At 40.5% G+C, this 13,583-nt stretch carries 11 protein-coding genes; 6 read left to right on the forward strand and 5 right to left on the reverse strand.

The features are described 5' to 3' along the window. From P2W72_RS15350 to lpcA, 4 genes are all read left to right on the forward strand, one after another. Entirely contained in the window at nt 1-2,049 is a 2,049-nt protein-coding gene (locus P2W72_RS15350; protein ID WP_276364415.1) for a thioredoxin family protein, read from the forward strand. After that, complete coding sequence (gene pfkA / locus P2W72_RS15355; RefSeq protein ID WP_276364418.1) at nt 2,046-3,029, forward strand: 6-phosphofructokinase; 984 nt, start codon at nt 2,046-2,048, stop codon at nt 3,027-3,029. The genes P2W72_RS15350 and pfkA overlap by 4 nt, the downstream gene beginning before the upstream one ends. Before the next feature lie 61 nt (nt 3,030-3,090). Continuing rightward, nucleotides 3,091-3,261, forward strand: coding sequence for a hypothetical protein (locus tag P2W72_RS15360; RefSeq protein WP_276364420.1), 171 nt, complete (start codon nt 3,091-3,093; stop codon nt 3,259-3,261). A gap of 14 nt (nt 3,262-3,275) precedes the next feature. Next, nucleotides 3,276-3,842, forward strand: a complete 567-nt coding sequence (gene lpcA, locus P2W72_RS15365) for a D-sedoheptulose 7-phosphate isomerase (RefSeq protein ID WP_276364423.1) — start codon at nt 3,276-3,278, stop codon at nt 3,840-3,842. 13 nt (nt 3,843-3,855) lie between these two features. Here lpcA and P2W72_RS15370 read toward each other — a convergent pair whose 3' ends face one another. Both P2W72_RS15370 and P2W72_RS15375 read right to left on the reverse strand, forming a co-directional pair. Then, complete coding sequence (locus P2W72_RS15370; RefSeq protein ID WP_276364426.1) at nt 3,856-4,185, reverse strand: heavy metal-binding domain-containing protein; 330 nt, start codon at nt 4,183-4,185, stop codon at nt 3,856-3,858. A 38-nt stretch (nt 4,186-4,223) separates the two neighbouring features. Next, nucleotides 4,224-4,757: a 5'(3')-deoxyribonucleotidase gene (locus P2W72_RS15375; protein WP_276364429.1), complete on the reverse strand. Its 534-nt coding sequence runs from the start codon at nt 4,755-4,757 to the stop codon at nt 4,224-4,226. Between the two features lie 104 nt (nt 4,758-4,861). On the opposite strand from P2W72_RS15375, the gene P2W72_RS15380 reads away from it, so the two are divergent. Next, on the forward strand, nt 4,862-5,434 hold the full coding sequence (locus P2W72_RS15380) for a 30S ribosomal protein S16 (RefSeq protein WP_276364432.1): 573 nt from the start codon (nt 4,862-4,864) through the stop codon (nt 5,432-5,434). A 107-nt stretch (nt 5,435-5,541) separates the two neighbouring features. Then, nucleotides 5,542-6,069 (forward strand): ribosome maturation factor RimM, encoded by a 528-nt coding sequence (rimM, locus tag P2W72_RS15385; RefSeq protein WP_276364434.1) that lies wholly within the window; start codon nt 5,542-5,544, stop codon nt 6,067-6,069. Nucleotides 6,070-6,087: 18 nt separating this feature from the next. Here rimM and P2W72_RS15390 read toward each other — a convergent pair whose 3' ends face one another. The 3 genes from P2W72_RS15390 to P2W72_RS15400 form a co-directional block, all read right to left on the reverse strand. Continuing rightward, the gene (locus P2W72_RS15390; RefSeq protein ID WP_276364437.1) at nt 6,088-8,910 is read right to left on the reverse strand and encodes a hypothetical protein; all 2,823 of its coding nucleotides are present in this window, start codon (nt 8,908-8,910) and stop codon (nt 6,088-6,090) included. Between the two features lie 6 nt (nt 8,911-8,916). Next, nucleotides 8,917-9,696, reverse strand: coding sequence for a GLPGLI family protein (locus P2W72_RS15395; RefSeq protein WP_276364440.1), 780 nt, complete (start codon nt 9,694-9,696; stop codon nt 8,917-8,919). Nucleotides 9,697-9,787: 91 nt separating this feature from the next. After that, nucleotides 9,788-12,577: a TonB-dependent receptor gene (locus P2W72_RS15400; protein ID WP_276364443.1), complete on the reverse strand. Its 2,790-nt coding sequence runs from the start codon at nt 12,575-12,577 to the stop codon at nt 9,788-9,790. Nucleotides 12,578-13,583: the final 1,006 nt, after the last annotated feature.

Raw genomic sequence — 13,583 nt, forward strand, 5'->3', positions numbered from 1 at the left:
ATGAAAAGATTTTTAGGAGTTATACTTCTGTTTATTGGTCTTGGGGCACAGGCGCAATTTACTGATCCTAAGGCCAAAATGTTTGATCCGGTAAAATGGAGCTTTTCATCCGAGAAGCTGAATGATAAGGAATCAAATCTGGTCATTACAGCCAAAATTGATAAGGGGTGGCATTTGTATTCGCAGTTTATTGAAGATGGGGGGCCAATTCCAACCTCATTTAAGTTCCAGCCCTCAGCCGACTACAAACTTATAGGTAAGGTTAGCGAAAGCCCTAAGGCAGTAACAGCTTTCGACAAGAATTTCAATATGGAAATTGCCTGGCATCAGGATCAGGTAGTTTTTAAACAGCGTGTAAGTTTAAACGTGCCAAAGACAAAGGTTAAAGGTGTACTCGAATTTATGGTTTGTGATGATCAGCGCTGCTTACCTCCTGCAGAGCTTGAATTCGGGATTGATCTGGCAGCTGCTTCTGCTATGGCCGGCACTGCAGGCTCCAAGGCAGCAACTGATAGTTCTCAGCTCGCTGCCCTTCCGGCAGATACGGCCTCAGCCAATGTCGAAAGCATGAGCCCAGCAGTAGCTGTAGTTCCTCAAAATGATGCATCAGGATCACTTTGGGCAATTTTTATAGCCGGATTTATCGGCGGACTTGCGGCATTTTTCATGCCTTGTATTTATCCGATGATTCCGATGACCGTTTCATTTTTTACCAAGCAGAGCGGATCAAGAGCAAAAGGAATTCGCAGTGCAGCTATTTATGGATTATCGATCATAGTAATTTACGTTGCGCTTGGCTTGCTGATTACGTTGATATTTGGGGCATCAGCATTGAATGAAGCGGCAAGCAGTGCCCTGTTTAATCTGTTGTTTTTTGTTGTTCTGGTTATTTTTGGAATTTCATTTCTGGGTGCCTTTGAGATCACGCTTCCATCATCACTGGTCAATAAAATGGATGAAAAATCGAATCAAAGCGGTATTATGGGATTATTTTTCATGGCATTCACCCTGGCATTGGTTTCTTTTTCGTGTACCGGACCGATTATTGGAACATTACTGGTTGATGCAGTTTCAAAAGGATCTTATTTAGGTCCGGCAACCGGGATGCTTGGTTTTTCAGCAGCCCTTGCCATTCCGTTTACCTTGTTTGCGGTATTCCCTTCCTGGCTGAAGGAGATGCCAAAATCCGGAGGCTGGCTGAATACCGTTAAGGTTTCTCTGGGCTTCCTTGAAATTGCGCTTGCATTTAAGTTCTTATCAAATGTTGATCTGGCTTATCATTGGGGTATCTTGAACAGGGATGTATTCCTGATCATCTGGATCGTGGTGTTTGGATTATGGGCATTATACCTGCTGGGCAAAATTCGTTTATCACACGATTCGGAGATTAACTTCCTTTCATTGCCAAGATTGTTCTTTTCTATGTTTATTCTTGGTTTTACATTGTATATGATTCCCGGATTATGGGGAGCCCCGCTTAAAGCGATCAGTGCCTGGCTTCCTCCACAGGTAACACAGGAGTTTGATTTGTATTCGAATGCGGGACCGGCTGCGGTAAAATCTCCGGAGACATCAGGAAAGAAATATGCAGGATTGTTCCATGCACCTCATGGTCTGGACGCATTTTATGATTACGAACAGGGACTTGCCTATGCAAAAAGTGTGAATAAGCCCGTTCTGATAGATTTTACCGGTTGGAGCTGTACCAATTGCCGCAAAATGGAAGCCAGTGTATGGCCTGATAAAGAGGTTTTGCGCAGATTAAAAGAAAATTATGTCTTAATATCTTTGTATGTTGATGATAAAACAGAACTTGCAGAAGAAGAGAAATATGTTTCTACTTTCAGCGGTAAAAAAATAAAATCAATCGGACAGAAATGGAGTGATTTTCAGGCCTCAAAGTTTGGAACAAATTCTCAGCCCTATTATGTAATTGCAGATCATGAGGGTAATGTGCTTGTTCCGCCTCAGGCATTTGACCTGGACATTCAGAATTATGTGAAGTTTTTGGATAGCGGCAAATCCGCTTTTAATAGTAAAGAAAGATGAGTAAAGTAAATATTAAAAATATAGGTGTTTTCACATCCGGTGGTGATTCTCCCGGAATGAATGCTGCGATTCGTGCCGTAGTAAGAACCGCATTGTACCATAACCTGAATGTGACCGGAATTTTAAGAGGTTATGATGGTATGATCAGTGGTGAGTTTAAATCCATGGACCGTAAATCTGTTGCCAACATCATACAGCGCGGTGGAACTGTGCTGAAAACGGCCAGAAGCGATGAGTTCCGTACAAAAGAGGGCCGTCAGAAGGCTTATGAGCAATTAAAGAAGCATGATGTAGATGCACTGGTGGCAATCGGTGGTGACGGTACCTTTACCGGCGCCAAGGTTTTCAGTGAGGAGTTTGATATTCCTGTAATCGGTCTTCCGGGTACAATTGATAACGATCTGATCGGAACTGACTTTACCATTGGTTATGATACTGCAATCAATACGGTAATTGATGCAGTGGATAAAATACGTGATACAGCCGAGTCGCATGACCGTTTGTTTATTGTTGAGGTTATGGGACGCGACTCCGGACTTATTGCTTTGAGGAGTGGTATTGGCTCGGGTGCTGAGGCTATTCTGATTCCGGAAACGAAAACTGATATCAATGCCCTTCTGTCACGTTTGGAGCACAGCCGGAAGGACAAATCATCAAAGATCATTATTGTAGCGGAAGGGGATGATGCAGGCGGAGGTTTTGAGGTGGCTAAGGTTGTTAAAGAAAAGTTTCCGGCAATTGATACCCGGGTTTCTATCCTCGGACATATTCAAAGAGGTGGTCCTCCTTCCTGCATGGACAGAGTGCTGGCCAGCAGGCTTGGTGTTGCAGCGGTTGAGTCGCTGATAGAGGGAAAAAGCAGTGAAATGATCGGTATTGTGAACGGAAAAATTCATTTTACCCCTTTCGGTAATGCCATAAAACATAACAAGGAAGTAAATTCTGAATTGCTGAAGATTGTAGAGATTCTTTCTCTTTAATCTTAAAATCAAAGTCTGCTTAATCCTCAGTGAAACCGGATTGACATAAAAAGTTCATATTATGAATTTGGAAAAGAAGGCAGAAACCTGGGTGAGGGGCAATATTGTGCTGAATGGTAAGCCTGAAGGTAATCTTAAGATTCTGGGATTTGCCAAAGACATTGATGCTGAACTTTACATCCTGATTCGTCAGGATGTGGCCCCCAAAGATACCGGGAGAGCTGTTTATTAATTGGTAAAGCCCTGATGGAAAGAATAAAACAACATTTTACAGAAGCCAGAGAAATACTTGATCAGTTTATTTCTGATGACAGTAATTTCAGAAACATTGAACAGGCAGGAAATATTCTGGTAGAGGCCATTCGGGCCGGTGGAAAAGTGATATCCTGCGGTAATGGCGGTTCGATGAGTGATGCCATGCATTTCGCCGAAGAGCTATCCGGCAGGTATCGTAATGATCGTCCGGCTTATCCGGCAATTGCAATTTCAGATCCCTCCCACCTCAGTTGTGTGGCTAATGATTATGGTTATGCCTTTGTTTTTTCAAGAATGGTGGAAGCCATCGGGTCAAAAGGTGATGTGCTTTTTGCCATCAGCACCAGCGGAAATTCTGAAAATGTATTGAATGCGATAGAAGCGGCAAAGAAAAAGGGGATGAGGGTAATCGGTTTAAGTGGTAAGGATGGGGGTAAAATGGCCGGATTATGTGATGTAGAAATCCGCGCTCCGAAGTCGGAATATGCCGACAGAGCGCAGGAAATTCACATTAAGGTCATTCATTCACTGATTGATTTTGTAGAATCCCGGCTATAATCCGGGAAGGTAATCAGACCCTGTCTTCAAGTATGACAGCAGTACCCGAAGCACTAACCATCAGCATACTTCCGTTGCTTCCCAGAGTTTCATAATCAAGGTCAACGGCCAGAATAGCATTAGCTCCGATGCGTAAAGCTTGTTCCTGCATTTCGCGTAAAGCGATATCCTTTGCTTCACGCAGTCCTTCTTCGTATGAGCCTGAGCGACCGCCAACTATATCACGGATACCGGCAAAGAAATCTTTAACAATATTTGCGCCTATAATGGCTTCTCCGGATACGATACCTAAGTATTTAGCTACCTTTTTCCCTTCAATTTCGTTTGTTGTTGTAACTATCATGACTGGTTTTTCTTTTTAGATTGAAAAACCGGAAAATGTTACAGGAGTTTTTCTGCAACTTCTTTCCAGTTGTTTACCCTTTCGTAATCAGTTAATAATAAGTTGTGCGGCGAGCTGTAAAGGAGTTTTCTGCCGTTAAAATCCTTAAAATTTTTGATGCGGTCGTCGATAATGATATCTACATTCACGATTTTAAGTCCGCAAAAGATGATATTCTGCCATCCTATGAACGGAAAATGATCTGCCAGCCACTCGTGTTTATCCTGCAGCGAATTAGGGAATTCCATGGCTGCTGATACGATAAAAACTTCATATTTATCCTGAAGGGCCCTGAGTACTTCCACGCTGTCGGGCATGACATCAAGATCACGAAAAAAGCCTTTTTCGTTAATGTATTCCCATAATTTCATTTTAGCATGTTCAGGAACATGATGATAAACTTCATTTCCCGGATGTATTTTCAGATCGAGCGGGATACCATAGTCGCGGTTATAAAGTTGTATAAATTTAGAGATCGGATCGGCAATTACTTCGTCCATATCCACTGCAATTCGGGGTTTTCTTTCAGACATGCCTCAAAAATAGCTAATTCCAGTTTTTAATTCTGATTTTTTATTATCTTTGCAGCCCCGCAGAATAGACTCCGGGAATATGTTGAATACATAAAACTTGAAAAATGGCAACTAAAATCAGATTGCAAAGATTCGGTAAGAAGGGAAAACCTTTTTATCACGTAGTGGTAGCAGACGCCCGTGCTCCAAGAGATGGTAAATTCATCGAGAGATTAGGTTCTTACAATCCTAACACAAATCCGGCTACTATTGATATCAATTTCGATAAAGCTTTAGACTGGGTTAACAAAGGTGCTCAACCTACTGATACCTGCCGTGCTATCCTTTCATACAAGGGTGTTTTATACAAAAAACATCTTGAAGGTGGTGTAAAGAAAGGTGCTTTAACTCCTGAGCAGGCTGAAGCAAAATTTGCTCAGTGGTTACAAGGAAAAGAAGGTAAGATTGAAGGAAAGAAAGAAAGCCTTTCTAAATCTAAAGAAGAAATTAAGAAAGCTGCTTTAGTTGCTGAGGCTAAGAAGAAAGAGGAAATTGCTGCTGCAATCGCTGCAAAAAATACTCCTCCTGTAGAAGAGGTTGAGGAAACTGTAGCTGAAGAAGCTGCTGAAGTTGAGGCATCTGCTGAAACTGAAGCTCCTGCAGAAGAAGCTGCTTCTGAAGAAACTGCTGCAGAGTAATTCTCAGAAAATAATTTTAATAACGTCATTGCAGATGTTTGATCAGCATGTTCTCCTCCGGGAGGGCTGTTAAGAGACATTGGCAATGACGTTCCTGTTTTACAGCGATGAAGATTGAAGATTGTTTTTACATTGGTTATATCACCAAGACCAAAGGTTTAAAAGGAGAAGTTCAGGTTTATTTTGAATACGATGAACCTGCTGATCTTAAGCTGGATTCTGTTTTTGCAGAGATCAATGGAAAGCTGGTGCCTTTTTTCATCTCCTCCTGTAAATTGCAGAATAATCAGACCGGCAATTTCTATTTCGATGATATAGACAGCATTGAAAAGGCCGAAGCATTAGTTCGTAAAAAGCTGTACCTGCCTAATAGTTTAAAGCCCGAAAGAGATGAGGATGAGTTTCTGATTACTGATCTGAAAGGCTTCATTGTGCATGATGAAAAGGCAGGTGAACTGGGTGAGATCATTGAAATTCATGAATACCCTCAGCAGTTTGTGGCTGTGGTGCCCTATAAAAACAAAGAGATCATGTTCCCTCTGAATGATGATCTGATTATTGAGATCGATGATGAGAGTGGAATTTTACATGTTGACCTTCCTGAGGGTTTGATTGATCTGTATCTGAATGCTTAGAGCGGCATAGTTGGTGCTCTACTTTTTGATTTCTATTGTTCGTCTTAAAAAGCCGATACTTCCGTTCATGTCTGTCCCCTCAACAATGATTGAATATTGGCCAGGCAAATCTGAAGAATAAAAAGATACACTGGCTTTACCCTCCTTATCAGTAATAATATTTGGTTCCCAGTGAATTGTGGAGCGTAGATCCGGGAGTCCTTCAAGTTTATTGAGAGGATATTTAGGTCTATAAAACTCTGCCGGGAAGCTGAAAGGGATGGGTTTATATAAATACACTCCTGGAGTTTTTTTTAAGAATGCGCCATTACCGGATCTGGTGGTCACTTCCAGAAATATTGGAGGAGGGGGACAGGCTCTGCAACCTCTTATTTTCTCAACGATTCTCCTGTCATATGCAAATGCATATTCAGGTGTTTTTAGAATTTCTATTCCGGTTATATCTTCTGCTGTAAGATAGTCCATATACATTTCTTCGCTTGCCCCGATTGTTTTAATATTCACTCCATCAATAATCAGGTTTACGATAGAATTCATCAGAATATATCTTGTTGTGTCTGAGTTAGCATCTTTAACCGCCATTCCTACTCCTGTTCTAAACCCCGGATAACGTTCTCCAAGTAATTCATACAGGGTTTTCTTCTTTGCTTTCTGCATATCTTCTTCATTCAGAATATAATCAGCATTACCGGCGCCATTTCTGTTTCTGGATTCTTTAATGAATTTTGTTGCGGTAACAACGATTTCTTCAAGCATATTTTTACCTAACAGTTCAGTCCAGCGAGCCTGTTCCTTCATGCTGTTGACATTGCTCTTAAAGGCTAATGTATCGTTGCTTATATACCAGGGTATGTATGGCTCTTTGGATGGTTCAAAGACCGGCGGTATAAACTCATCTACCCCGATACCAATATTGAAGCTTTTGCCCTTTTTGTTTCGCGATTGAATGACGTAAACTGCAGTATCTGTGAGAGGAACATCTCTGAAGGTAAATCTGCCTTCTTTGTTACTGAGGGTATCCATAAGCAGGAATGGCTTTTTTGAAAACAGTATTACCTCGCTGTTGCTTATTGGCTTATTAAAGATATTGCTTATAGTGCCATTGATCTGAAATTCATTTTCTGCTGGATGGATCAATGGTATTTGTTGATTCAGAACTTCTGGCCAATTAAAGCCGGTCCAACCTTGTGTCAGCAGCAGATTATCAAGGTCGAGCCATGCTTTCTCCTTCTGGTCTGAAAAAAAATAATATCCCGGGCTTTCAATTGTGCCTTTGAGATCTGAATCAAGAAGCAATTTGCTTAAAATATTATTCTCTTTAATAATGTCGCGTTTTACCCGGTTATCATCAGTTACAGAAAGCGAAAAGTTTCCCTGAACCGGTCTGCCGTTCGAGTCATGAACAAGTAATGAAAGGGAAAGGCTGTCTCTTGGTGTATAAAAGGCTTTATCAGTACTTATCTGTATTTTAAGATTATCCTGATGATCAATAAAAACCAATCGTCCGTTTACGGGATAGTACATGTCGTTTAACAAAGAAATTCGGCAAACTCCGGTAGGAAACAGGTTTTTGTCAATCAGAATCCGGTTCATACCGGCTTTCAGAAGGAAAACAGCTCCATAATAAGGTATACCATTTGTTTGTCCGGTGAGATAGAACTGTTTCTGGTTAAATGGCGAATCAGGACTTGATAATATCAGGACTTCCAATGAATCACTTTCGCGGCGATTAATCACTTTTAGTGTGGTTCCGGTATTCTTTGTTGAGGGTAAGGGGTAATCTTTGGTTTGGCCGTCAGGAAGCTTAATTCTTGCAGAATAACTTTCACCATGCAGGGGAATGAAGCGAAACCTTCCCATGCCCCTGAATGCAGAACTGAATGAAGTTATCTCTTTATGCTTACTGTTAACAATAATCCCTGAAATATCTGTTCCTTTTCCATCTTCAGCTATGGCTTTAAAAGCTATGTTGGTTAAGTGTCCGGATACGAGATGTCCACCTTCGGGCATGAACTGGAGATCGGTATGCTCAGGACGTTGAATTATGATCGGGATTAGCATTTCTTTACTAATTTCTCCCTTTCCTTGATTCTTTGCGATGAGGCTTAATTTACTGTTCTGTAGCTTTTCGGGTAGTTCAATATTGAGTTCCTGCTTTCCATAAAGAGAACTTTCTTTTACTGTTTTGATTATACTTCTTTTTCCATCTGTTAATCTGAATTGAATAGGCCTTAAACCCATAGGGGCACCGTTCATATCACTGAATTGCATGGATAAGTTAAGTTGATCTTTTCCGCTCTGTTTGGAAAGATTAAAATTTGAGTTTATCAGCCAGCTTTGCTGTTGGGGCGAGCTTATTCTGAAATGTTGAACAAACATCTGTTTTTCATCAAAATTTTTCATCCAGCTTGTATAAGCTCTAAGAGTATATAAACCTTCGGGAAATTCTTTCTTGCCCAGGACAATATTCCCCCAGCTGATACCACTGATTAAAGGTATCATGATGCGGTTTACAACTCTATTGCTATCGGTGGCAATCTCGATATACATCAAGCTACTTTTCGATGAGTTTTTAAGAAGAATTGCATTAAAAAGATAAGCTTTGAACCAAATAGTGTCTTCGCTCAGATACTCCGGTTTGTCAAGATGCAGATAAAGCCTTTCAATTGCTCTGGTTTCATTAAAGGTTTTAATTGAATTAATCAGTCCATTTAATTCGGGATGAGTCGAGTCTTGGGCCCGGCTTTGTCTGTTTTGAAAAAGCAATGAAAGAACAATCAAAAGTCTGACTATTTTGCTTAGCCGCAGATAATAAGCTTTCTTTCCTTTGATTTTTTCCATGCATAGTTACATCAGGAATGATTTTAAAGAATGCTGTGCGTAGCTTCCCCAATTTTTCATAACCTTCATCAGGGTGTCCAGCAAACCTTTATTGTCTGTAACTTTTCCTTTTTTTGGTGCTACCAAAGTTCCTGGGGGCAGGGACTTATCTGTTACCAGTTTGGCAAACCAGCTCATATTTTCATGAGGCAAGGCCACGCCCAGAATCATGCCCGGTAAGCCTGTAAATGATTCAGGCCCCCCGGATACAGGAATTTCATCGGTATAAAACGCAACCACATAGATCGAGTCCATGATGATGGCATTGGCCCTCCGGCATGGATAGCCGGCAATGTCGCGGGTTTCTGAAGTAATCTTCCAGTTGATCTTGCGGGTACTGTCTCTGATCAGGAAAGTTTCTTCAAAGACAGTCTTCTGGGTGATGCTGGTATTTGCTGAAAGGTCTGTAAAAACGATATTGTTCTGCGTTGTTGCAGGGATATCACTGAACCAACTTCGGTCTGATTCATCTGCAGGAGCCGGATTGAATAAGGTTTTATCTTTACTGAAGCTTAGTGTACTTTTTAACACCCTGAACTGGGGTTTTGTTTTTTTGTATTGCTCAAATACAGGAATAAAGTAAAATTCATTATCCTTATTGATATATTTTTTGATCTGGGCGTGCATATTCACACTTTTTTCAAATTCAATAATTCCCTCTGTTGCAAAGCGTGCATGCTGAGCAAAAATGGGGTTAATTGATAAAATGAGAAGCCAAATTGTGGAAAGTAATGTAATTTGTTTCATAAGTATATATTTGTTTTTTAGTGGCTATGAAGCTTGCATGAGCTTATTCATGTCTTTTCGTGAGCGGCAAGCTCATGCAGGTTTCATAAGCTTATTTTTTTGGCTGGCCTCCGCCCATATGATTCAGGTCGTATGAAAGTGAAAGCATAAAATACCTTTTAATTGTGGTATAACTATTCTGGCTGATCATATTACTGGTAGCCATCCTGTTAAAACCTATATTTTGATTCAACAGATCATTCCCTGTAAGTGAGAGTTTAAGACTCTCTTCTTTCATGAAACTTTTAGTAAGTGTAGTATTCCAGATCAGACGGTTAAAGTCTTCAGCAAAGGTTTGAGTCTTCTCCTGGTACCTGTAATTTGCGTTTGATTGAATTTTAATCTTATTGGGCAGATAAAGCGATAGTGAGAGCCCCGAATTTACCCCCCAGCCGTCATTGTTGATCTGTTTTTGTAAGGATGATTCATTGGTTATATATTCCGGACCTATATCAAAGAAAAGTTCGATCTTTTTCTGTTTATATCTTTGCAACGATAGCCGTGGACTATAATTGTTAGACCGTGTTTCATTCAGAACATTATTGATCATGTTGAAATAAGTATTGGCATTGGTGCTAAAATTAATTCCAAGTCTTAGCTCTGTCCCGGGAATTTTTTGGCCATAACCACCATAGAAGGATAGATTAGCCGGATTTTTATCAGCAAGGTTAACTGATTGAAAAGTACTCTTTCCCGCTGCATCTGTAATGGTATTGTTCACAATGGCATTATGCGTTGTGGAATAGCTTCCGCTGAAATATATTGATTTGTCACTCAGGACTTTGTAAGAATGATAATATAGATTAAAACCGCTCCGGAAGGAGGGTTTCAGATCAGGGTTACCCAGGGTAATATTTAATGGATCAGTATTGATCCTGATTGGCTGGATCTGGTTAAGGGTTGGCTGTGTAGTATTTCCATTATACCGGATCTCAAAAGATTTCTGTTTTGAGAAATTATGCCGGAAAGATGCCTGGGGTAACCAGTTTAGAAAATCTCTTTTATAAACATTACCGGTATACCGGTCTGTTTGTTTAAAATCAACAGCATTAACACGGGTTCCGAAATTGATGACATTTTTATCTTTCCTGTAATTGAAAATGGCACCTGCCTGATTAGAAGTCTGATCGAGTTCGTAGTCATTGCTGAATTCACGGTCCAAAAGGTCATATCTTCCGGTGCCCGACTTATTAAATGATTCCCTTTCTGCGATGCTTTTGCCCAGGTTTAAGCCATAATTAAGAATGACTGAGAAGGTTTTGGAGAGTGGTTCAGTATAGGCCAGATTGGAATTAAAGCCTGAACTTCTGGTCAGGTTGGTCTTGTACTGATCAATTAAGCGGATGCTGTCAAGCATTCCCTGGGTATTATAGAAACTATTTTCAGAATTCAGGAAGCCCGATGCATCATCTTCATCAAATTTTTGGCCAAGGGTCAGGGAGATAGTCCGTCCCTTCTTTTTTAGTTTTTTAGTCCATAAAGCACTGGCATTAAAGATCTTCTGATCGCCATTATTGCTAAGATTACGTCTGCTGCCGTTAAGTGAAACACCATTGCCTCTTAAACTTGAAGTGAAATAATTGCTATTGCTTTCACTGTTTTTTAATGTTCCGTCAAGCATAATTTTCAAGTCAGAAGTAGTGTCCAGCTTAACCAGGAATGTTGCATCCAATTTTTGTCTGAACATATAATTATCAGTGGTCTGGTCAGTATTGGTATTGATAATGCCTGTAGGTAAGTTGTTCTGATTCAAGGAGTTTTTATCACCCGTAACATTTATTGAACCTACTTTATAGTTCATGTTAATAGAATATTTATCCTCTTTCCATTTGGTGTCATAGTGCATGCCTCCGCTGCGTGTAAGCGGTATTCCCTCTCCGTTAAATCTTCCATTGTAGGAGTCTAGGTCACTATCTCCTCCTCCTGAGATCATTATTCCTCCTTCAACAACCTGAACATTTGAGGTAGCATACTTGTTGTTATCCTCCCATCCTAAACCCGTTTTAGCCGTATTTGCAATAGTGCCATAGGTTGAGAATTTCTTTTTTCCTTTAAAGGCATTGAACATCGCCTGGCCCTGGTAAAACTCATCATTGCCTGCTCCGGCGTCGGCTTTACCAAAATAGCCCTGCTTCTTATCTTCCTTTAATTTGATATTGATTGTTTTGGTCCGTTCACCATCATCTATTCCTGTAAAAGTAGCCTGATCGCTTTTCTTATCATAGAGTTGCACCTTATCCACCATATCCCCTCTTATGTTCTTTGTAACCAGAGTTGGATCATCTCCAAAGAATTCTTCACCGTCTACCAGAACTTTGTTTACCGCCTGACCGTGGGCAGTAATTTTGCCGTCTTTATCTACCTGAATACCGGGCAATTGTTTAAGCAGATCTTCAACCTTCGAATTGGCTTCTATAGTAAAGGCAGCAGCATTAAATTCGGTCGTATCACCTTTTATTGTCATTTGTGCAGCGGTACCTTTCACAATTACTTCTTCCAGCAACCGGGCTTTCAGTATCATTTTGATCTTTCCGAAATCCATAACGGGTTTTGTAGTATTCAGACTGAACTGTTCAACATAATCAGCATAGTCAGGATAGGTCACCATCAGGATAAATGATCCTTCTTTCAGGTTGTTTATGGAAAATGCTCCGCTTGCGCCCGCTCTTGCAAATTTAATCAGGGTCGAATCCTTTGAATTCAGCACGGTGATGCTGGTATTCAGCAAAGCGATACCTGATGTGGTGTCCATAACACTACCTTTCACGGAATAATTATTTTGAGCGAACAGGGTGCTTGAACAAAGGAGTACAATAAGTAATGCAAAGATTGGTAGCTTCATACAGTATCTGAATTAATTAAAAATTGGGGCTAAAAGCCTCTTAAACTTTTCAAGTGTATACAAGCTGCTTACTCCTACAAGAGATTTAAAGGCCTGATAAGCAAATAGCTATACCCTAAGATGCTTATTTTTTATTGTAAATTTTTCCAATGAAATGTTAAAACTTGTTAATAGGGGATCAATAGTATGATGCTATAGATGAATAGGCTTTTGGTCAATGTAAATTAAAAGAAAAGAATAGTTTGTTTCTTTTTAAAGATTATGAATTATCTGATCATTTCTGCATTATTTTCAAGGATTCGGCTAAAATTCAATTTAAAAATATGCTTTGCTATTTTTATTCACTGGTATCCGGTTAAATGCAAAAATTTAGTCATAAAGAAAATCTTTCGCTCATGCCGCTGGGCCTAATTCTTTTCCTGCAGCTGAAAAGAATCAATGCCGAGCTGCCCTTAGCGGCGAGTCCACGAAAGCAATTAAAAGACATAAAAAACTTGAGTAACGCCGCGGCTGTCCGGTATTTGTTGTAAATCCACATTTTATCCTGTTAGCGCACTCCAAGACGTGTTTATGCAAGTGAGGTATGAATGTTTCTGCAACACTTCTCCGGATTGCTTGATGCCTGTGCGGTATGATCGTTAGAAGAAAGGATAAAACGCGCCTTTACTGCCAAATCCCGGAAGGCCGATCCCTGCAAGACTCAATACCTGTAGTAGATGAATGACTGTCACCCGAAGCACGATTCCAAACAACATTCATATCATACAGGAGCTACCGAAGAACGTTTCTCCCGATGTTAAACCGGGACCTATGCCAGCAAGATCAAAAAACAGGGGCAGATTCAATCAAAAAGCAATACCGAGCATTAGGCTTTGGGATCATATGCGGTATGTTTTCATGAGGCAATATCCCCCAAAGACAGTGATCGCTGTCTTTGGATGTGTGGTTGGTTTGTGGCCAAAGGCACCCAGGGATTGTCCCGATAAGTCGGGATGGGTACTTTTGG

The organism is Daejeonella sp. H1SJ63, from assembly GCF_029360775.1.
GTDB lineage: Bacteria > Bacteroidota > Bacteroidia > Sphingobacteriales > Sphingobacteriaceae > Daejeonella.

Bases quoted from the DNA above. Each gene is read 5' to 3' on its own strand.
- P2W72_RS15350 (WP_276364415.1), top strand. From the start codon at position 1: ATGAAAAGATTTTTAGGAGTTATACTTCTGTTTATTGGTCTTGGGGCA.
- pfkA (WP_276364418.1), top strand. From the start codon at position 2,046: ATGAGTAAAGTAAATATTAAAAATATAGGTGTTTTCACATCCGGTGGT.
- P2W72_RS15360 (WP_276364420.1), top strand. From the start codon at position 3,091: ATGAATTTGGAAAAGAAGGCAGAAACCTGGGTGAGGGGCAATATTGTG.
- lpcA (WP_276364423.1), top strand. From the start codon at position 3,276: ATGGAAAGAATAAAACAACATTTTACAGAAGCCAGAGAAATACTTGAT.
- P2W72_RS15370 (WP_276364426.1), bottom strand. From the start codon at position 4,185: ATGATAGTTACAACAACAAACGAAATTGAAGGGAAAAAGGTAGCTAAA.
- P2W72_RS15375 (WP_276364429.1), bottom strand. From the start codon at position 4,757: ATGTCTGAAAGAAAACCCCGAATTGCAGTGGATATGGACGAAGTAATT.
- P2W72_RS15380 (WP_276364432.1), top strand. From the start codon at position 4,862: ATGGCAACTAAAATCAGATTGCAAAGATTCGGTAAGAAGGGAAAACCT.
- rimM (WP_276364434.1), top strand. From the start codon at position 5,542: ATGAAGATTGAAGATTGTTTTTACATTGGTTATATCACCAAGACCAAA.
- P2W72_RS15390 (WP_276364437.1), bottom strand. From the start codon at position 8,910: ATGGAAAAAATCAAAGGAAAGAAAGCTTATTATCTGCGGCTAAGCAAA.
- P2W72_RS15395 (WP_276364440.1), bottom strand. From the start codon at position 9,696: ATGAAACAAATTACATTACTTTCCACAATTTGGCTTCTCATTTTATCA.
- P2W72_RS15400 (WP_276364443.1), bottom strand. From the start codon at position 12,577: ATGAAGCTACCAATCTTTGCATTACTTATTGTACTCCTTTGTTCAAGC.